The sequence below is a fragment of the Streptococcus dentasini genome (assembly GCF_053206945.1).
In genome coordinates this window covers 84381-105763 of sequence record NZ_JBRUHS010000001.1, presented here as the reverse complement: position 1 = coordinate 105763, position 21383 = coordinate 84381, and the positions used below count along the sequence as shown (strand labels likewise).

Annotated in this window: 18 protein-coding genes and 1 pseudogene; 2 read left to right on the top strand and 17 right to left on the bottom strand. The window is 43.1% G+C overall.

Features of this window, described 5'->3' with window-relative positions; all coding sequences use genetic code 11:
* Positions 1-1008 precede the first annotated feature (1008 nt).
* From ACVR1G_RS00535 to ACVR1G_RS00505, 7 genes and pseudogenes are all read right to left on the bottom strand, one after another.
* Positions 1009-2448, bottom strand: coding sequence for a 6-phospho-beta-glucosidase (locus ACVR1G_RS00535; protein ID WP_447451448.1), 1440 nt, complete (start codon positions 2446-2448; stop codon positions 1009-1011).
* A 391-nt stretch (positions 2449-2839) separates the two neighbouring features.
* On the bottom strand, positions 2840-3970 hold the full coding sequence (locus tag ACVR1G_RS00530; RefSeq protein ID WP_447451274.1) for a low temperature requirement protein A: 1131 nt from the start codon (positions 3968-3970) through the stop codon (positions 2840-2842).
* Positions 3971-4039: 69 nt separating this feature from the next.
* Positions 4040-4557 (bottom strand): annotated as a pseudogene (locus ACVR1G_RS00525) (TMEM175 family protein).
* A gap of 484 nt (positions 4558-5041) precedes the next feature.
* A complete protein-coding gene (gene pynA, locus ACVR1G_RS00520) occupies positions 5042-5728 on the bottom strand; it encodes a pyrimidine 5'-nucleotidase PynA (RefSeq protein WP_447451273.1) in 687 nt (228 codons plus the stop codon).
* 222 nt (positions 5729-5950) lie between these two features.
* Positions 5951-6775 (bottom strand): glycosyltransferase family 8 protein, encoded by an 825-nt coding sequence (locus tag ACVR1G_RS00515; RefSeq protein WP_447451272.1) that lies wholly within the window; start codon positions 6773-6775, stop codon positions 5951-5953.
* Positions 6776-6945: 170 nt separating this feature from the next.
* Entirely contained in the window at positions 6946-7926 is a 981-nt protein-coding gene (locus ACVR1G_RS00510) for an NAD(P)H-dependent flavin oxidoreductase (protein ID WP_447451271.1), read from the bottom strand.
* Positions 7927-8043: 117 nt separating this feature from the next.
* The gene (locus tag ACVR1G_RS00505; RefSeq protein ID WP_447451270.1) at positions 8044-9372 is read right to left on the bottom strand and encodes an NtaA/DmoA family FMN-dependent monooxygenase; all 1329 of its coding nucleotides are present in this window, start codon (positions 9370-9372) and stop codon (positions 8044-8046) included.
* Positions 9373-9732: 360 nt separating this feature from the next.
* On the opposite strand from ACVR1G_RS00505, the gene ACVR1G_RS00500 reads away from it, so the two are divergent.
* Complete coding sequence (locus ACVR1G_RS00500) at positions 9733-10287, top strand: TetR/AcrR family transcriptional regulator (RefSeq protein ID WP_447451269.1); 555 nt, start codon at positions 9733-9735, stop codon at positions 10285-10287.
* Positions 10288-10474: 187 nt separating this feature from the next.
* Here ACVR1G_RS00500 and ACVR1G_RS00495 read toward each other — a convergent pair whose 3' ends face one another.
* The 10 genes from ACVR1G_RS00495 to ACVR1G_RS00450 form a co-directional block, all read right to left on the bottom strand.
* Positions 10475-10963 (bottom strand): QueT transporter family protein, encoded by a 489-nt coding sequence (locus ACVR1G_RS00495; RefSeq protein WP_447451268.1) that lies wholly within the window; start codon positions 10961-10963, stop codon positions 10475-10477.
* Between the two features lie 193 nt (positions 10964-11156).
* Positions 11157-11996, bottom strand: coding sequence for an alpha/beta fold hydrolase (locus ACVR1G_RS00490; protein WP_447451267.1), 840 nt, complete (start codon positions 11994-11996; stop codon positions 11157-11159).
* A gap of 5 nt (positions 11997-12001) precedes the next feature.
* The gene (locus tag ACVR1G_RS00485) at positions 12002-13006 is read right to left on the bottom strand and encodes an NADP-dependent oxidoreductase (RefSeq protein ID WP_447451266.1); all 1005 of its coding nucleotides are present in this window, start codon (positions 13004-13006) and stop codon (positions 12002-12004) included.
* A gap of 125 nt (positions 13007-13131) precedes the next feature.
* Entirely contained in the window at positions 13132-13560 is a 429-nt protein-coding gene (locus tag ACVR1G_RS00480) for an Rrf2 family transcriptional regulator (RefSeq protein WP_447451265.1), read from the bottom strand.
* A gap of 410 nt (positions 13561-13970) precedes the next feature.
* Entirely contained in the window at positions 13971-14663 is a 693-nt protein-coding gene (locus ACVR1G_RS00475) for a GNAT family N-acetyltransferase (protein ID WP_447451264.1), read from the bottom strand.
* A 972-nt stretch (positions 14664-15635) separates the two neighbouring features.
* Positions 15636-16973: a replication-associated recombination protein A gene (locus ACVR1G_RS00470; RefSeq protein ID WP_447451263.1), complete on the bottom strand. Its 1338-nt coding sequence runs from the start codon at positions 16971-16973 to the stop codon at positions 15636-15638.
* Positions 16951-17937 carry an alcohol dehydrogenase catalytic domain-containing protein gene (locus ACVR1G_RS00465; RefSeq protein WP_447451262.1) on the bottom strand — a complete coding sequence of 329 codons (987 nt, stop codon included), beginning with the start codon at positions 17935-17937 and terminating at the stop codon, positions 16951-16953. The genes ACVR1G_RS00470 and ACVR1G_RS00465 overlap by 23 nt, the downstream gene beginning before the upstream one ends.
* Before the next feature lie 10 nt (positions 17938-17947).
* Complete coding sequence (locus ACVR1G_RS00460; protein WP_447451261.1) at positions 17948-18400, bottom strand: MarR family winged helix-turn-helix transcriptional regulator; 453 nt, start codon at positions 18398-18400, stop codon at positions 17948-17950.
* A 478-nt stretch (positions 18401-18878) separates the two neighbouring features.
* Complete coding sequence (locus tag ACVR1G_RS00455) at positions 18879-19382, bottom strand: cyclophilin-like fold protein (protein WP_447451260.1); 504 nt, start codon at positions 19380-19382, stop codon at positions 18879-18881.
* Complete coding sequence (locus ACVR1G_RS00450; protein WP_447451259.1) at positions 19379-20353, bottom strand: alpha/beta hydrolase; 975 nt, start codon at positions 20351-20353, stop codon at positions 19379-19381. Before ACVR1G_RS00450 ends, ACVR1G_RS00455 begins: the two co-directional genes overlap by 4 nt.
* A 148-nt stretch (positions 20354-20501) precedes the next feature.
* Between ACVR1G_RS00450 and ACVR1G_RS00445 the strand changes: the two genes are divergently transcribed.
* Positions 20502-21371, top strand: coding sequence for a LysR family transcriptional regulator (locus ACVR1G_RS00445; protein WP_447451258.1), 870 nt, complete (start codon positions 20502-20504; stop codon positions 21369-21371).
* Positions 21372-21383: the final 12 nt, after the last annotated feature.

The window sequence follows — 21383 nt, the reverse complement described above, 5'->3', positions numbered from 1 at the left end:
AAAGAAAATTAAATCGGACAAGGCAAAGCCCGAGCTGCTCTGGAGGGCATTTTATACCCCTTAGAAATTGGAAATAAGAAAAGATTAGCTTTCTCAGCTAAAACCGAGCTAGAGCAAGCCCAAGTCCGTAAGATATTTTTATTTTCAACGAGTAGGAATTACTCAATACAGCTTATTATAGCATACTTCTGCCACTCTTCAAAGACCTTCACTAGAAATACAAAAGTAAGAGAGTGTCGCTTTTTTCTGCTAAAGGAGGAGGCAGACTTTTTGCATTAAAGTCCAGCAGGACTTACTAGAGCTAGCTTTATGATGCCTACAAATTATAAGACCGCTCCAAATTTTTTTCGGGGGGCATTTAACGATTTCAGGATGGACTGATAAGGCAGCCTTTCCTTTTGCTGATAAGGTATCGCCGTCAAAGCTAAAAAAACGGAGCCAACTCTCTTGCTGAATAGCTCTGCTATTTTTTCATCCAACTCTGAGCATTTGAACTTAGGAAAAACAGTAACTCTCTTATGCTTGAGGAACTTTTTCACATTCCCAACCATCAAAAATCTAAGCGAGATGCTTTATGGGTATAGGTTTCTGGGTTATTCCACTAGAATAACAGTGATATGCCCCTGTAAAAGCCCTTCCGCCATCCGATCCATATTGCGCGCGCCTAAGAATTGGTTTACGAGCACAAATTCGCCTCATACTGCGGTGCTATATAGGGCATCTCGAGCGTGCTGCTTATAAATATCTCCTAATATTTTCGTGGGTATCAGTTAAGTTTGACGGTGTTTTTTTAGGTTATGACAAAGTATAGCTTTCGGACTCCTTGCCTAAGACCAGAACCAGAACTTAAAATCTCAAGCTTTTGAATGTCTGCGACATCATTTTATCACCAGCAAGGAGAAGCCCTATTATATCTTAGACATGCAAAAGAAGTCCGAGAATCTCCGGACTTCTATATTACAAGCTACTGATCATTTAGATAAAGCGGTTTCTCTTCAAATATGCTTGCTAATCCAGCTTTGTTCCATTTGATGCAATAACCTGCTTATACCAATCAAAGGATTTCTTCTTAGAGCGTTTGAGGCTGCCGTTACCTTGGTTGTCGCGGTCGACATAGATGAAACCGTAGCGCTTCTTCATCTCACCGGTTCCAGCTGATACAAGGTCGATACAGCCCCAGGTGGTGTAACCAAGAAGTTCAACGCCATCTTCGTTGATCGCCTGATTCATCGTTTTGATGTGTTCACGCAGATAGTCGATACGGTAGTCGTCTGTGACATAGCCATTCTCATCAGGGGTATCAACAGCACCGAGACCATTTTCCACGATAAAGAGCGGTTTTTGATACCGATCCCAGATGGTATTGAGGGTAATGCGAAGGCCGAGCGGATCGATTTGCCAGCCCCATTCAGATGCTTCAAGGTAAGGATTTTTCAGCGAAGCAAAAATGTTGCCAGCTGTCTTATCGGTCAAGCTTGGATCAGCAGATGATACACGGCTTGAATAATATGAAAATGAAATAAAGTCAACTGTATGAGCCTTGAGAAGGTCGAGATCTTCCTGAGTCATCTCAATATTCAATCCCAGACGTTCGAACTTCTTCTTAGCATAATTTGGGTATTCTCCGCGCGCCTGCACATCAATAAAGAAATAATTTTCACGGTCATCCTGCATTGCCTGCCAGTAGTCTGCTGGATTTGGCGTGTTAGGGTAGTATTGACCTGCCGCCAGCATACAGCCAATCTTGATATCGGGATCCACTTCATGGGCAATTTTCGTCGCCAATGCCGAAGCTACTAGTTCGTGATGAGCTGATTGATATTTAACCTGATCCTCATTTTCGCCTTCTTCAAAGTAGAGGCCTGCCCCCATAAAAGGTGCGTGCAAAATCATGTTGATCTCATTGAAGGTCAGCCAGTATTTGACCAAGCCCTTGTAGCGATTAAAAAGGACACGGCAGAGACGTTCGTAAAATTCGATCATCTTGCGATTGCGCCAGCCGCCATAGTGCTCGATCAAATACATAGGGCAGTCAAAGTGGGTGATCGTCACCAAGGGTTCGATACCGTACTTGCGGCATTCTTTAAAGACATTTTCATAAAATTGAAGCCCTGCTTCATTGGGCACAAGCTCATCTCCCTTAGGGAAAATGCGGCTCCAGCCGATAGACATGCGAAAACTCTTGAAGCCCATCTCAGCAAAGAGAGCGATATCTTCCTTATAATGGTGATAAAAATCAATAGACTCCTTAGCAGGATAGAAATAACCATCCTCAAAGTCGAACATCTTCTTCTTACCAGCAATGATGGGGAAACGATCCTCGCCAATCGGTACTACATCAACGTTTGCTAGGCCGCGCCCGTCTTCATCATAGGCACCTTCACATTGGTTGGCAGCCGTTGCACCGCCCCACAAAAAACCATCTGGAAAAGGCTTTAGTTCTGTCATTGTCATCGCAAACTCCTTTATTTTATTAGATTCTAACTACTAATATTATAACACGACTAAAATCTAAAAACTTATCTTATAATAGGAAAAAATGATACTATCCAAAGATACTGGCCTATGTGCAAAGAAAATCAGAATCAGACGAGATGCAGCTAAGAATTTATTATTTCGATTTTCAAAATATTAACAGGCAAACGACTAAAAGATAAGGATAAGAAACTGGTGAAAACGCCCTTCTTCCTCCGCTCTCTTCTGGATAAAACAGTTCTAGTTTAAACACGCCTTAAATTAACGTATAAATAATTATGTAAACTTAAATATCAAAATAACACCTCGAGCTTTCTTAAAAGTTGAGGTGTTTCTGTTTATTTAGATACCTAGTAGCCCAATACTACTCCAAATGACTGAGGTTAAAGCGAACAAAAACGATAGCCAAAAGGGCACAGGTCAAGGCAGCTAGAATGACTAAGGCAAAACTGTGCTCCACAGTCAAGCAGCTCAGCAAACAACCAGCCAGCCAGATTCCAAGCGATTGACCAATCAAACTCAAGGTAATCTTGTGGCTCTCCTTATTGAATCGCTGAATACCAAATAGACTGATTAATAGTAAGATAATACCAAGATAAAGCAGGAAGATGGAAAAACCATTGTCAGCCTTTGCTTCGCCTAAAAAACCTAGGGAAACTGTCACAAAACTGAGTCCGAAGAAAATTGGATAATGCCAGTAAATCAAACTATTACTATTTTCCACCGGCTTGTTAACATCAATCATGTGGTCAATCTCGACGATATAGATCATAAAGAGATTAGCTACCACTGAAAAAATCAAGATAGAGTAGACTGACAAAGCCTCTGGTGTAAAATACTTAGCGATGCCAATAATCATCTCCCCAAATGTGATAATGACCAGCAAAGATAAGCGTTCTACCAAGTGGGGGAAGTTGACCAGACGTACCTCTGACCTAACTGCACTTCTGCTGGTTAAAAGACCCGGCAAAATCCAGCTAATCAAGATACTGGCAGCCGCCACCCACAGACCAATAGACATAGGTAGGAAGACAGATATCAAGAGACCTGTGGTTCTTAGTCCTAAAATGTAAAAGAACTGTTTAATAAAAAGCCTGTTCTCTTTCTCCTTAGCCCTCACATGCTCGATAAGGTACTGCAATAATAGCAAGAAAGAAATCCCAGCGTAGGGGCCATAAAAATACTGGAAGCTCTGATGGGTAAACTCTCCTGTCGATGCGGCCAAGGAAATCAGCAAGAGACACATCTGCGCAAACATAAAGAGAATGTTGGTCAAAGAATTCTTCCCAAATCGATTAGTAAAAACGGTCTGAACCATCCAGGAATTGATCATGATGATCATTCCAATGGAAAATGAGATAAAGTTCATCCAAGGAATCACACCGTGATGAACATGATGAATCAAGGACGTGCCCTGACTCATACCATAGACAAAAACCAAGTCGTAAAAGAGCTCGGTCAGCTCAACTTTTTTATGCTTCATTAGCGATGCCATAAATCCTCCAAATCCCTCTATTTACTTACAAGAAGGGGCATTCCCTTTTTAATTTTTAACTATCAAACTTTATCTCCTGAAACGTGCTGACATGGGACCAACAACAAAGAAAGCCGCCAGTACAACAGAATACATCATAGCTGGTGGATAAACCGTCAGGCTAACAGCCAGACCAATAAACTTGACGGTAATATCATAAATCGTGGCTCGATTGTGTCCGATGGCAAACTGTTTGGCTTGCGGACTGCTGCTGATATGGGCCAAGCTATTATACATCCAAACATTAGAAAAGCTGACCAGCAGAACAATCAGACCGTAAAAACCTTGGGCAACACTGCTCTCAAAATGAGTTGCAACAATGCTTGTCGCATACGGAAAGAAGGAGGCAAAAAAGAGGAGAAAAAGGGACTGCCAGACCTGCTTATTGCCAATCTTCCCCACATCATGCCAAGACTGATGCAGGTTGACCCACATAGCTCCCAACCAGAAAAAGAGACCGTATAAGCAAAAAAATTCATCCGTAAATCCCAGAAGGCAGACCAGCTGAGAATGCTTGGCTTCTCCAACTCTAAAACCAAGATTGTCATAATAATAGCAAGAATAGCGTCTGTAAAGGCGACTAAGCGTTCCTTAGACATAAACACACGTCCTTCCCTTATTTATCCACATTATATTTTATCACAAGATTGTTAAATGCAATAATCCTACTGCTTGCAAGACAGTTACAACCGTATCTGTTAGATAGGGTTCGCTTGCGCTTGAACCTGCTGGGTAAAAAATTTAAACAGCTAATTTCATGTAGCTGATGAACAACGTCGTTTAGTTTTTTTCTGACTTGGCCTTGTGTAAAAGGAAGACCGGTCAGTAGTGGCCCATTGGTGCTAGAATACCTAATGAATTGTGCAGGGGTAAGACTTCTTGGCGTCACCAACAAGTCTTATTCCCAACCATTGCGCCAAGGCCAAGGGTTTATCCAAAACAGAAATACTGGACGAATTTTTGCCAACCTCATAAAATCATGCAAAAGTGAAACTCAATCCCAAGGAGGAACTGAGTCTACCCATTATCATCTTAATCGAGAATTTCCAGTAGCTTCTGGTAAGTAGCTACCGTATAGGTCGGCTGAGCCTGACTAGTATTTTCCTTACCGTCTGGATTGTACCAAACCGTATCAATCCCAGCATTGTTGCCGCCTTGAATATCACTGAGAAGACCATCACCGATCATAAGGGCCTGTTTCTTATCAAAACTGTCAATCGCCTGAGCAATGCTGTCATAATATTCCTTCTGGGGTTTTTGATAACCCAGATTATCCGAGATAAACACCTGCTCAAAATAGCCTCTGATACCAGAGCGATCCAAACGACCGTTTTGGATAAAAGTCACCCCATTAGTCGCAGCAAAGAGACGATAGCCACGCGCCTCAAGGCTTTCCAAAAGTTCCTTAGCCCCCTCTAAAACCTGTCCCTGCTGGCTGAGGAAGTGCTGATAACGCTGGGCATAATAGCGGCCATCCACATCTTGATCAAAGTGGGCAAATAGTCGGGCAAAACGCGTATCGATCAACTCTTGCTTGCTGAGCTTGCCCAAGCTCAAATCATCCCAAAGCCCACGATTCATGGGGACATAATAGTCCATATAAGCTGCAATATCTGACACTTGCGCCTCAAGCAAAAGTTGGTGCAGCGCAAGGTTTTCCGCAGCATCAAAATCCAGCAGGGTATGATCGAGATCAAAAAGAAGGTATTTGTAGAGCATGATGATCCTCTCTATAGAGAAATAATGGTATTATAGCATAAATTGTGCCGCAAAGCCCAACTAACAATTGTTCCTAACAAATCAACTAGTAATTTTTTCTTGCGATACATTATCTAGGCAGACCGTCTCTGCCTTCTCTAAACATATTTTCACTACCTTCTCCCACTCTTTCATCGGCCTGCCTCCATTTCAGCATTCGAGTTTATTCTAACTATTTCTACTTCAGATCCCATGCGCTTCTTTAGCCATATATTTATAAAGAGCTGCGTAACGGGTGGTATAATTGGGTTTCCAAGGTTTGTCCCGACCAGCAAAGTGCAAAAAGACCGTATTTCCAATGACCCAGTCAATATCCCAATAGCCGCTGCTGCGTGCTTTGTACAAACGACTGTATCTGGCATCGTAATTGTAAATCTCATCAGGAACAGCTTGTACTCTGTCTGCATAGAGACCATTTAAGACATCCTGATCAGGCAAAATCAGCTTGGTCTGGTTCTTTTCGATATAGTCTAAAATATCCTGACGCTCTACAGTTTGACGAATCAGGGCAAGATTCATAAGGAGAACACCTGTATTGAAATAAGAGGACTCCATCTCATAATTCTGAAGGCGCAGCTGATTGATCATATCCATAATTTTACTGTCAGCATTATGACTGGCCGCGGCATAAAGATTTTGCCCTAGTTCTTGCTGGTAAAACTCTCTAAAATCATTGAGACAGAGAATATCCGCATCCAGATAGAGAATCTTGTTTATATCTTTCGGTAAAAACTCGTGCGCCAGAAGACGATAATAAATAGTATCAGGATAGCGATCGGTCGTCGGGGCATCCTTGAAAGGTTGATCCCCTACAATAATAGGATGGTAATGATAATCTAAGACTTGGCAAAAATCAGCTAGCTGGTCGTTCTTTCTTAGAAGTGCTTTTTGCAGAAGATAAACATGCACCTCAGCAGCAGATAGATTTTGCTTAATAGAATAGAGGGTTACTTTAAGCTGATCGACATAGGCATCATCAACAGTGAACAACAAATTGACTGGCTCCATAACTCAATTCCTTCTTTTTTAAATATTAGTGCCATTGTAACACGCTCAATCTCAAAAGAAAATACGAGTAAATGATAGCTACAAAAAAATTCTATCCAAACTCGGATAGAATTTTTACACAAAGTCTGTGCTATTTGGAAGGCCGTTAAGTCCTAATATTTCCCTATGAGTTACACCAAATCCGCAATCCCGCTCATGAGTTTATCCATGATAACAGAAACAGGTTCTATTTTATCAATCATTGAGATACCAAGTCCAAAGGAGGCGAAGCCCTTGGTCAGATCTCCAAAGAGCATCCCATCACGCATGCCATTGTAGCCCCGCTGCACTTCAAAAATCGCTTCTTCCGTCGCACCGTCCTTGCTCATCTCCAAGAGTTTATTAGGAATCTCTCCCGGTAATGAGCGGTAATAGGCAGGCACTGTACGGTAGAGCAAAAGATCAGAAGCGTCAGCTTTCAAAGCCATCTCCTTGATGTTTTGCGCTAAGATAGACTCCTCTGACATCACGAAGGCAGTACCAACGTAGAGTCCTTCTGCACCTAGAGCAAAAGCTGCCCGTGCTGTACGACTGTCAGCGATACCGCCTGCTGCCATGACTGGTACACGCCCTTTAGCCGCATCGACAATCATAGGGACAATTGAGAAGGTTCCGATAACCTTGCTTGGAACTGTCCCGCCTTCATCAAAACCAGTCGCCACAATGATATCGGCACCACCTTGAATAGCTTCCTCCGTATTTTTAACATCTGGCGTTTCTGCCCGAAAGACAACCTTGATGCCTTTTTCCTTGAATTTAGCCGTCCAGTAGGCAGAAAATTGACCGACCATGATAGCAACAGGTACTTTTTCTTCAACCATGAGATCAAGCATTGGACCGGTAAAAATATCAGTCAGTTCACTGCCCGGTGCTACATTAATCCCCAATGGTTTATCAGTAATCCCGCGTACAATATGAATTTCACGGCGCATATTTTCAATCGTTTCCTCTACGGTTGTTGCTGCGACCTTTTGACCAGCACTGATGCCAAGCACTCCGAGACCACCCGCCGCGCTGACTGCACCTGCATAGTGCCCATCAGTCAACCAAGCTAGGGGGCCTTGAATGATCGGCTTCTCAATTCCTAAAATTTCTGCCACACGATTTGTCATAAGCTGACCTCGATTCTTTATTTTCTACAGCCTAATAGTACATCTGTCATTTAATTCGGTCAAATGGCAGAAGAAGTCTTTTTGTCACTTAGGTGACAAAATGGATAAAACTGTCATCTAACCCTCTGTTCGCACACCATATTGATAAGGAAGGCCCAGATTTTCTCGGAGCGTTTTACCTTCATAGTCTGTGTGGAAGAGACCGCGTTCTTGCAGGATGGGAACAACCTCATCGACAAAGCGCTTAAGATCTGTTTCATAGACGTCAGGCATGACCCAGAACCCGTCGGCAGCGCCACTTTCAAACCATTCGGTTAAGTGATCAGCGATATCTTCAGCTGTTCCGACTGCTGCAGGGTGATAGTCAATGACTGAGTGGTAAACCACTTCTCGTAGAGTCCAGCCTTCACGCGCCACTCGGATGATGTTTTCAGTCCGTGGGTCACTGTAAGGCGTAATTTCAACGCCGTCTAGAATCTCAGGATCGATTGGCCTTTCAATATCAGCCATGGTAAATTGAACGCCCAAGGCATAGCCGACATGAGCCACTCTTTGATAAAAGGTTTCTTCATCAATAAATTTGGCATGACATTCAAGGGCATCTTTTTTACTGTCACCAATCAAAGGCATAACCCCTGCGATAAAGGCGATGCTATCTGATTTTCTGCCGTTTGCGACAGCGGCTTGACTGAGGGACTGGCGCATAGCCTTTCCTTGCTCGATGGTCCACACTTCGCCCACATAAACATCAGCTTCTTTACCGGCAAAGGCAATACTGTTGCTAGAGCCACCTGAGTGGAAAATCGGCGGCTGCCCCTGTTTTGATGGCGGAATTGGCAGTGTACCAGACGTTTCAACATATTTTCCTTTGATGGACACGGACTTCACCTTGTCATAATCCGCAAAAATTTGGTTGTCATGATCGAGTTTAAGGGCATCTTCTCCCCAGCTAGCCCATAAGGCTTGGACTACTTCTACAAATTCAGCTGCCTTGACATAACGATCAAAACTGGACGGCAAAGAAACACCATAAGCATTGGCACTGACCCCATTAGCACCAGTTACGGCATTCCAAGCCACACGGCCCTTACTAATAGCATCTAGGGTCTTGAATTGTCTTGCAACTTCATAAGGATTGTTCCAAGAAGTCGCTCTGGTAATCCCTAGACCAATATGTTTTGTCTGACTGGCAATGACTGTCGCAATCAAGAGAGGATCCATCCCCATGGTCTGCATGTCGGCAGGAGTAGCTGCCTTTGTCCCCGGGAAATCTCCAAAGAACATGAACTGGAATTTTCCTTTTTCAGCTAACTGGGCTGCCTTGACATCCACGGAAATATCAGGGTAGTCTTCCATGTGAACTTCTGGATCCAGCCAGGATTTAAAATTTAAGCCTGCTGCGCCAAACATGGCAAGACCAAGCTTCATTTGTTTCTTTTCTGTCATAATAATTACTCCTTTTTATTTATACGATGCTCATCATGTCTCATCCTAGGAAACATCCACCACTGCTCTATATTTTTTCATGCCAAAAGTTAATTTGGCAAGCACTGCTAGTAATTCGTCTAATCAGCTGGAACAGTTATAAGCCTCTACCATAACATTATCTTATTTGTTTACCCACTCAAAATCCCTTGAACAATTGACTTGGTATGCCTAAAATAGCTGTAATATAATTTACTATTTATCAGTTCCCTTTCTCTTTGCCAATATGTTATAGTATTTATAGTACACCTGTCATTTAATTAATGCAATAGACATTATCCCCGCATCTGTCACTTAAAGGACACATTAGAAAGGACTGTCATGGTAAAACGAGATTTACGCTTTGAAAAAACTGAAAAAAACCTGCAAGAGGCTTTCTTACACCTCCTACAAGCCAAGGATCTTACAAAAATTTCTGTCAAAGAAATCTGCCAGCTGGCTCAAATATCACGCAATGCTTTTTATCAACACTACGAGACAAAAGAGCATCTCTACGAGAGCCTCCTGCAGAAAATTCTCCTATCTATGGAAGAAGCTTGTCGACCAGTCGCTAAAGAGCTCAGCCATATCACACCAGCAGAAAACAGACTCTTTCTCAATAATATTCTGCATGCCGTGGATCAGAACCGCTTCATTATCCACCAGCTTTTAACCAGCCAACCCGCTAGCTTTTCGGCTGCCTTTCACCAGATGATCGTCACCACCAACTTAGAAGGCAGTCATGAACATGGCTTGACTATAGACCCTGCCTCTATCCACATCTTTTCAGGCGCTATTGTCTCCTTTGTCAACTATTGGCTTTTAGACACCAACTTAAGTCTAGAAAAAGCACAGGAAAAGCTTTTTGCCACTATTGGAAACTTAAGACTAACCTGATCTACAAAAAAGCTAAGCCCCCTACAGACCAACTCAGCTTTAGTCTCTTAAACATCCTAAAGAAAAAACATAGCTGACTGTATTGATCAAAAAAGTTGGACAAGAAATTATTGAAAGGATTTAGTTCTGTATTGGAGAAGACTAAATCAAAAAACCTTGATTGACGACTTTCAACCAAGGGATCTCACTATTTGACAAGAAATCTTGCTAAGAGTTTTTTGAGGTATTTGTCGACGATGAAGACACCGATCATGGCGATCAGGATGTTTGACACGGCGACAGAGAAGACACTGAGGGCGAAGGCCTTGGTGTCAAAGGGGATATTGGTCACATAAAAGATGACGCTAGATACGACAAGTCCTGCTGTCAGTCCGTATAGGATACTTTTGAGATAGGCTGATTTAAAGAGTTTATTGTAGACAAAGAGCGACAGGGTTTGGATGACAAAGCCGCCAAAGACATCAATCAAGCCAAAACCGGTAAAGAAGTTACTGACCATGACACCGATCACTAGACCATAAGATAGTCTCGGAAAGAAAAAGGGAACTGCCATCAAAAGTGTTGATAGACGAAACTGGAAGATGCCGCTTGAGATTGGGTTGATCAGGGTCAACACCAAGTAAATAGCTGCAATCATGGTATTTTGTGCGATAAGCTTAGTAGATTGTTTTGACATGACTTACTTTCTAATTGTGTTTATAGCGTTGCCATGATCTCAAGAGACCAATTGGCAGGACTACTATTGTAACAAGAAACCTAGCTGGGGTAAAGACTGTTTGTGAGAATCGCGGCGGTCAAGCCAACTATAGTCTTGACTCATACACATGAGATTTGCGTCACCTACCGTGAATCAATCCAGTTTTCACGATTTATTCCCCCTTCAGAAAGGCATTTAGTTTAGGGGCGAAGTTCTCTGCCATCTGAAAGAGTGAGCCGTGACCTGCATCTGGGTAGATGATGAGCTGGCTGTTACTAATCTTATCGTGCATGATGTAAGAATTTTCCGTAGGTACCATCATGTCCTTGTCACCATTGACAATCAAGGTCGGCTGACTGATAAAGCTCAGGTCGTCCTCTGCTGACTTGCCCCAAGCCTTGATGGCTTTTAGTTGACGTAAGAAAGATGGCACAGCCATGGCCTTATCGGCATAAGCTTTTTTGCGACTTGCTAAGCGAGCAAGAACCTTAGCGGCTTCTATTTTGCCCTTATCATCATGACCGTAAAAAATATAACGCTTGGGATCTACTCGGTGGAAACTAGCACGCGCCATGTAGTGAAAGGTCGTTGACGTTACCTTATCAATACCGACTCCGCCTCGGTGTCCTGTCCCAACTAGAACGAGGCGGTTGACTAAAGTTGGCGCAAGACGCACAACTTCTTGGGCTATCATGCCTCCCATAGACAGTCCCAAAAGATTGATACTAGAGTAGCCCATGGTCTTGACGATAGCAATCACCTGCTCAGCCATGCCTGAAATGGTCGTGGCGACCTTCCCTCCGCTTGACCCAACACCGGGTAAATCAAGTAGAACAACATGCTGCCGCTTCGTTAAAAGATCGATCAGCTTGGGGTCCCAATTATCCATGGTTGCGGCTAAGTGAACCAGCATCACCAAGGGACGTTCAGATTTGCTTCTACCGATTTCACGGTAGGCGATTTTCATTCCTTTAACGGTTATATATTGATTTTTCGTTTCTAAATAGGCCATGAGTTTTACCCTTTCATGCTGAGAACTGTTTTTCCGCGTGAGCGACCATTAGCAACCTTGTCCAAGGCTTTATTGATATCTGAAAAGGCAAAGACCGTATCTACCGATGGCTTGATTTGATGCTCGGTGAAGATATCTGCCACTTCCTGCAACTGTTTGCCATTGCTTTCAACGAAGATAAAATCATAGTGAACCCCATATTTATCAGCCATTTTATCGAATTTACGACCAGCTTGGGCAAAGAGAACTTGTTTGTATTTGGGGAGGTTCATGCGTTTAGCAAAGCTGCCGTTTGGCATGGCCCGCAGAGACACCAAATGTCCGCCCTGCTTCATGATGGTCATCTGTTTCTCCGTTTCAGAACCACCTAGCGTATCTAAGACCAAGTCAGTATTTGACAAGAGCTCTGTATAATTCTGTGTCTTGTAATCCAAAAATTGATCCGCACCAAGTTCAAGAACACGATCACGACTATCAGCTCCGCCATTAGTGATAACGGTTAAGCCCTTGGCCTTGGCTAGGGGAATCGCCATGGCACCGACACCGCCAGTTCCGCCAGAGATAAAGAGAGTCTGCCCTGCTTTGGCCCCCATCAAATCAAGAGCCTGCATAATGGTCAGAGCAGTCAGTGGGACACCAGCGGCTTCTTCGTCAGTCAAATAGTCAGGCACTTTGGCAAGGGCTGCTACATCTACTGCCACGTATTCGGCAAAAGCACCGATACTGTCCAGCGGCAAACGCCCAAAGACACGCTCACCAAGGTTAAAATTGCTCACCTTACTGCCAACCTGCTCAATGATACCAACCACTTCATTACCAGCGATCAAAGGAGTCTTGTAGGGAACAATCATCTTGACCTCCCCACGGGTGATCATATTGTCCAGAGGATTGATACCAGCTGTCAGAACCTTAATCAGGACTTGGTCGTCTTGTGGCTCTGGTGTTGGGACATCGATGAGGTCGAGGTTGAGGTTGTTTTTGTTGTAGGCATTTAATTGTGCTGCTTTCATGATTTTCTTCTTTCTAATTTTTGAAAATGGCAGAATTAATCTGCTAATGATTGACGTAGTATTATTTTTTCCTGTTCTTGTTTTCAATACAGATACAAGGTGGTTTTAGTAATTAGCCAAGCGCGTCACTTGGCTAAACTGGCTTGTTTATAGAGGTTTGCAATGACATCTGCCAGACTTTGATCAGCTAGCTCCTGAGCTAGTTGATTCTCCGCCTGTTGGAAGACTGGGCTGATCGCCCCTTCGATATGCTTACCAACAGGGCACTTCAGATTAGCATGTTGGTGGACCTGAAAAAGCTTGACCTGAGCCACTTCTTGTGTCGCATAGTAGATATCAAGCAGACTGATGTCCGCCGGTTCCTTGGTCAACTCATAACCGACCTTACCCTGATGCGATGTGATGAGCTCTGCATTTTTCAACAGAGCAATGACCTTTCGGATATAGCTGGCATTGGTTCCGACACTGGTTGCTAAAGCCTGTGAAGAGAGATTTTCTTTACTCTCACTAATCATTGTTAAGATATGCAACGCAACTGAAAATTTTGTGTCCATAATACTCCTTTCAAATAAATAAGATACTAAGCCTTTAAGCACTCCAAAGAGAAATAGGAAACCAGACACGAAAAGTCACACCACTTAAAGCAAGATGAGTTTTTCACAGGAGTCTAGGCGGGTTCAATCCCAGAAGAACAGGAGCTGCTTTAGCAAAAAAGTTGTTCTTGTTTGTGATACAAGTATAACTTATGTAAAATAAAAGTCAAGCATATTGGATCGATTTGGCATAATTTTTATGATTCTAAATTCAAGTACAGTTAGCTACTGTCCTTGTCTTTCAAGAAACAATCCTCGCCTTTCCTGAATAGCAAAAGCTGATTGACTATCATCAAGCATAAAAAAACACTTCTGCTACAATCTAGTAAACTAGAATCAGAAGTGTTTTTTAGTTTCCGTCTTTGCTATGTTCAATCCTGCAAGGATTTCTTCTGATGGCCGTTGGCATCGAAGTTATCAGGCGAAAGCCACCGCTCAAAGCTCATTTTCTGAGCAGGCCATTCCTTATCAAGAATCGAGAACCAGTTAGTATCACGGCTGCGTCCCTTATAAACAGTGTGCTGACGAAATGTCCCCTCAAAGGTGAAACCCAAACGAAGGGCAGCTTGATGCGAACGCTGATTAAGGGCATCGCACTTCCATTCATAGCGGCGATACTGCAGCTCTTCAAAGACATAGGACATAGCCAGATACTGGGCTTCTGTCGCTGCAATAGAATGCTGTAAAGTCGGAGAATAAATGACCCATCCCATTTCAATGGTTCGGCTGGCAGGATTGATACGCATCAGAGAAAAGAGGCCGACGATTCTATCCCTTGCTTTATCCCGAATGGCAAAGAAATAGGCATCTGTCTTGTGCGATAAACTCACTAACCAATCAGACACTTCCTGACGCGTTTCAAAGGGACCGACAGGTAGATAGGTCCAATCTTGCACTTGTCTATTGGTAACAGCAAAGTCATAGATATCCTCCAAATGTTTCTCAACATCTAGATGCTCTAGGGTCACCGTCCTTCCAGTAAGCACCGCAACATCTGGACAGGCACCAGAGGTGAAGTCAGGGAGAGGTTCTCCAATTTTTTGCTGAAATTCATTATAGGGCATAGCAGTCCTCCTTATACTAAGATACAAAGCCGTTAAGCACTCCAAAGAAAAATAGGAAACCTGACGATGAATCACTAAAGATTCAAGGAAGGTGAGTCTTTTTTCGCAGGAGTGTAGGCGTGTTCAATTAACAAGATACTAAGGGCGTCCGTGGACACAGCTAAAATAGAAGATTCGACGCAGAGTCCAAAAGACTCTAGGAGAAGCTATCTTTTTAGCCAAGTCCACAGCCCGTGTTCAATTAACAAGATACAAAGAAGCGATTCGCTTAGCGAAAATCTCTGACCGAAAAATAGGCGACAGACGCCGTGTCCTTGAACACAAGGAAGTCGATCTTTTTTCCGAAGAGATTAGCTTTGTGTTCAATTATCAAGATACGGCAGAGGCTTGTTATCTAAGCGCTTCGCACTTGATAACAAACGAGTCTGGAACAAAAGTCCTTCCTCCTTTCATTATTTAAGATATAGCAGTTTGACGCAGTGGTTGATTGGAGGTCCTTATCCCTTGCTAGGCAAGTGATAGCGGCCATCCTAATCAACTGTGCGGAGGTGGGACAACAAAATCAAAATCGTGATTTTGCCATGATTTACTGATTTTTGTCCCACTCTCTACCTCTCCCACTAACTTCGTTTGGTTAGTAAAATCGACTAACCAAACGTCGTGTCGCTAAGCCTTTAAGCGACTCAAAGAAAATAGAAAATCGTCAGAAGAGTCCGATTTGCTCATCATTATAGCACCCGACCATTAAAAAAACAAGTGACCTCACTAGAAGCGCTGCACTTGTCTTTTATTAAGCAAACCAAACTTTTAAGGTAGGCAACACAGATGAGATTGGGGAGGAAATGACTTTTAAGTTCTTAGTCGGTGAGGTACCTTTTAGCCGTTATCAAGTGGTATTTTAGCCGTTTCCTACTATCACCACTATAATAAGTTCTACAAAGGAAAAGCAACCTGAACGAGAACCGCTTCTTTCTATTCCCCAAAATTTGTCGAATGGCTGGCTTTCCAGTCTTTAATAGAGTTCAGACGCCGCTTAATCCTACTCTCGTGCCCCTCATCTGTCGGCTTATAATAAATGTGATCATTGATGCTTTCAGGCCGAGTCGGCATGGTTGTTAATTTTTCATCGTAAAAATGCGCTAACTGGTAGCCCTTCCCATAGCCGAGCTCCTTCATGAGCTTGGTTGTTCCGTTTCGCAGATGAAGCGGAACTGGTTGGTCAATTGTCTGTTTAATATCCTTTTGAACCGCTTGTCTTGCCTTATAGACTGCATTGGACTTTGGCGCGAGAGACAGATAAATGACACATTGGGTGAGATGCACGTCACATTCTGGAAGGCCAATATAACGACAAGCCTGAAAGGTATTGATAGCAAGATTAAGAGCTCCATTATCCGCTAAACCAATATCTTCACTGGCAAATCGTATTAAGCGTCTGGCAATATAAATTGGATCTTCCCCTCCTTCGATCATCCGGCCCAGCCAGTAAATGGCCGAGTCGGCATCACTGTTACGCATGGATTTATGGAGGGCAGAAATAATATTGTAGTGCTCTTCGCCATCCTTGTCATAATAAGCGGTCTTATTGCCCAGCAGGGTATCTAAAATCTCGTCAGAGACTGTCACTTTGTTCCCTTCTAAGTCACTATTGAGAACAACCATCTCCAAGGTATTGAGCGCTGATCTGGCATCTCCATTGGCATAAATAGCCATCCGCCTGAGCGCTTCCTGAGAAACAGACACACTGATATTAGGAAAAGCCAAGGGAGAGGCCAACACTTTCTCAAGAAGCCCTAAGAGATCTTCTTGCCCTAGCTGATTGAGAACAAAAACCCGACAGCGAGACAAAAGCGCTGCATTAACCTCAAAAGAAGGATTTTCCGTTGTTGCTCCAATCAGGATAATACTTCCTCTTTCAACATAGGGCAGAAAAGCATCCTGTTGAGCCTTATTAAAACGATGAATCTCATCAATAAAAACGATGGTGCGCTCACCGAGCTGACGCAGTTCCTGCGCTTCAGCCATAATCTGTCGAATTTCTTTAATGCCATTCATGACTGCACTAAAGGTGATAAAGCGTGATTTGGTACTCTTAGCAATGATTTCTGCCAAGGTTGTCTTACCAACACCAGGCGGCCCCCAGAAGATCATTGACGCAATTTGATCGCTATCGATCATCTGGCGTAAAAATTTACCTTCTCCTACCAAGTGTGTCTGGCTGATAAAATCATCCAAGGTCTTTGGGCGCACGCGACTGGCTAAGGGGGCAGTCGCCTCCATATCTTGATCAAATAGAGAGGTTTGTGTCATTTTGGGCCTCCTCTAATAAAACAACATGTTTTCCAAGATTGTCGCGTTCATCCATTTGACGGTGAACATCTGGTAATTCCTCAAATATATGAACCTTGGCTGGTTTAGCAGGAACTTGGTAAGTCTCAATAAAGTCAAATAGCTCCTTGACTTCCGATTCTTCGACGACACCAGAATAGGCTGTCGAGAGATACTTGTGATGCTGGAGTTCCATGATTGGATCAAAGTCTTCCAAGAACCACTTGCCTCCTAGCTGACCTGCACTGCAGACAATTCCGTAGGCCTTTAAGTGAGTTAGACTATCCTTAATGGTAGCTGGCCCAATTAATTCCAAAATCTTATCGTACTGGTCAGTCGTTTGCAGCTGTCCATCTGCTTCTTGGATAGCACTTGTGAAGCCAAGGTCCATTAGACTAGACGATTTTTTTAGATTCCTTGTCGTTCCCGCAATATTAAGCTGAGGAAATTTGGCCCTGGCGAGTTGCATGAAAGCAATACCTAGCCCACTCGTCGCTCCTCTGACTAGGACCTTATCACCGTCTTTTAGCTGAAGATTCTTATAGGCCAAAAACGCCGTATAATACGTCTCTGGGATCGTTGCCAAGGTTGCCCAATCAAGATGCGTCTCAATCGGATAGATCTGATGATTGGGAACCAGAACATATTCTGCATAGCTGCCATCAAAGTCGCGTCCCATTTCTCCCATTAGAGAGACAACTGTCTGCCCAACTGGTAAGCGCCTATCATCGGTCGTTTGCTCTATCAGTCCGACTGCCTCGATCCCTAAAATTCTCGGAAAGGTGACACCGGGGGAATAACCCTGCCGTGTAAAGATTTCTGAGCGATTGACACCAAATCCTTTGACTTTAATCAGAGACCAGCCCTGTTTTAGTTCTGGCCTTGGGATTTCTTTTAATTCTAAAACTTCAGGTCCTCCAGGCCTACTCACAACAAATGCTTTCATAACTTCCTCCTTAGTGCCTGCTATACCTTTCTTCCTCAGATTCCAGATTACTGAGGATACGTTGGAGATAACCTTCAACAGCTACAATTTCCTTTTCTGTGAAACCTCGATAAAAGACATCACTCAATTTTTGACTGACAGATTGACCTACTTCTTGCTGACTTAGTCCCAGTGAAGTTGTTTCATAATAACGCTTGCGCTTGTCACTTGCAGAGGCAAGGCTTGCAATCAGGCCCTGCTCTTCTAAGCGCTTTAGCATCAAGGATAAGCTGCTGGCAGCCAGTCCTGTCACCTTCGCCAAATCCGTTGCTGTTTGGGGCTGCCGCTCCCAGAGAGCAGATAAAATCTTCCCTTGCTCTGCCTTATACAGCGCTCGCTGATCCATTGCGAGATAGCGATTAAACAGCCGCCCATTCAATAATCGTATCTTGAGTGTCAGATATCCCCCATCCTTACCTGGCATTTCCAATCTCCTTTACTTCTATCTAAAATAAGTTAGTCACTTAAAAGCAAACTATGAGGACTACATTTCTATCACAATTACTTTTATCTAAAACTTATTGCTATTTAAATCATAGTACACAAGAAGATCTTTGTCAAAGATTTACCCAATCAGCAGAACATTGAAAAGGAAACTTTTTCAGCTGTACTAATTTTTCAGAATTCATCAGAACTGCTTTTAATTATCTTATTGATGCTAATTTCAACTAAAAAAGGCAACTACTCTCACCCTATGCTAGACCAAACAAACTTTAAAACTTAATGGGAAATATCACATCACAGTTGAAATGCAATTTTTAGTGACTTAAGGTAAGTGGAGCAATTTGTCAGCAGTCTAAAATTAAACGGAATATATAGCAAATGCCATAAAAATAAGAACTGGAGCCAATTTGCTTCCAATCCTATTTTACTATTTATTAGTCTGGTAAATCTTACACCACCTAGTCTTTTAAAGACAAACTGAGGGTCACTTTCCCTTGCCCCAATATCTGCTGCAGCTCTTTGCCTGAGTAGCCGGAAATGCGGCCAAGTTTCGTATAAGACCAGCTGTTAGAACCGTAAAAAATCACCAGCTTATCCCCCTGATAGAGCATGACATCACCGCTTTCAGCTGTTTGATGGGTATCCTCCGTCGGCAGAGAAAAAGGCAAGTCTCCCACTTTTTCAAAACCGCCGTAATCGGATAGAGAAATTTCGATATCAGACTGTGATAATTTATCTACTAAGGTGCGGGTAGCTTGGTTATCCTCCAATTCCAGAGAAATTGTCTGATTATTGAGTTTCAGAGTAATGTGATCTGTCATTTTATTCCCTTTTTCTTCTTTTGCCGTACGAGATTGATGCTCCGCTGAATCGAGCACTGCTGCTTTTTGGGGCTGCTGACAGGCACACAAGCTAAGAGCCGCCCAGCAGATGAGGCCTAAACTGAAAAGACGCTTTATCATAGGTTTTCTTTGACAAAATTTTCGATATCATCAAAAGGAATCTTATCCTTTTGGTCATAGAGGTCAACATGGCTTGCCCCTTTGACGGTGATCATCTTCTTGTTATCACCTTTAAGTTTAGCAAAGGCATCTTTACCCATATAGTAAGAATGGGCAGCATCTCCATGAATAAGGAGGACGCTATTTCGGATTTCATCGCTATAGTAGAGAAAACGTGTGTTAGCAAAGCTGGTATTAGCTTGAACAGCCCAGCCATCGTTTGAGTTGACACTGCGGGCATGATAACCACGGGGTTGCTTGTAGTAGGCATAATAATCTTTGACAAACTGCGGTGCATCCTCTGGCAAGGGATCCACAACCCCACCGGCAAGGGCATAGCTGCCACTCTTATAATCAGCTGTCCGCTGCTTAACTAGGCTCAATCGTTGTTGGTAGCGAGCTTCTTCATTGTCACCTTCATCAAAATAACCATTCCCAGCCACTCGCGACATGTCATACATGGTAGAGACCACAGTCACTTTGATACGAGGATCGATGGCCGCCGCATTAAGAGCAATACCGCCAAAACCACAGATTCCAATAATTCCAATCTTTTCAGGGTCAACAAGGTCATTGGTACTCAAATAGTCGACTGCTGCTTGGAAATCCTCCGTATTGATATCCGGTGACTGCATAAAGCGCGGAAAACCACTGGATTCGCCAGTATAGGACGGATCAACAGCCATCGTTACAAAACCGCGCTCTGCCATTTCTTGAGCATAAAGTCCTGAAGACTGCTCTTTGACAGCCCCGAAAGGTCCAGCTACTGCCAGTCCCGGCAATTTACCATCAGCATTTTTGGGAACATATAAATCAGCAGCCAAGGTGATGCCAAAATGGTTTTGAAAGGTCACCTTTTGGTAATTCACGTGATTGCTCTTTGGAAAGACCTTATCCCATTCCTGTGTTAGGTTAAAACGTTGTTCAGTCATAATCATTCTCCTTAAGTTCTTTGTTGGTAACTATAGTATAAGTCAATAAGCATACCATTACAAATACTTATATTGCATTTATAGAATGCCTATTAAGCATATGTTGAATTTTCATGGTATACTAATTTAGAAAGGATTATGACTAACTATGGATATACGTGTTTTACAGTACTTCGTCACCATTGCTGAAGAAAAATCGATTTCCAAAGCCGCCCAGAAGCGTCATATTACCCAACCAACCTTATCACGTCAAATGAAGGATTTAGAGGAAGAACTTGGTACCCTGCTCCTCCATCGCGGGAGTCGTGAAGTAAGTCTGACTGAGGATGGTCACTACCTTTACAATCGGGCCTTGGAAATCCTATCACTAGTTGATAAAACTACCAACAATCTAGTCGATAAGGGTCCCATCTCAGGGCCGATCGTTATTGGTGCTGCTGAAGGGCGATCTATTAAAACGGTCATCGACCAAGCTAAGGCTTTCCAAGAGGAATTCCCCAATACTAGGTTAGATATGACCAGCGGCAACGCCGATGACATCATCGAAAAAATTAATGCCGGTATCCTAGATTTAGGGATCGTTACGCGCGATGTCAACCATGAACAATTCAAGAGCATGCCCTTGCCATCTCAGGAAGCTTGGGGTGTTCTCCTGCCAAAAGGTCATCTATTGGCAAGTCAAAAGAGTCTTCAGCTGAAGGACCTTGAGCCCTATCCTCTTATTATCACCAACCAGAAGGAAGCCAGACATTTATTTCTTGAAAAGGTTGGGAAAAAAGCAAAGTTAGCTGCTACATTTAATCTCGTTTATAACGCCAGCCTTATGGTCGAGTCTGGTATGGGGATTGCGATTGCTTGGCCAAATCTCATCAATACTGATAGTCCAACTAGTCCCCTCACCTTTATCCCATTGACTGATGATTTGCCAGATATTAACCTTCATCTTATCTGGAAGCGAAATGGCCAGCAGTCACGAGTTGTTCAAAGCTTTCTGAGCTTCCTCAAAGGAAATCTTTAGATAATTGGAAAA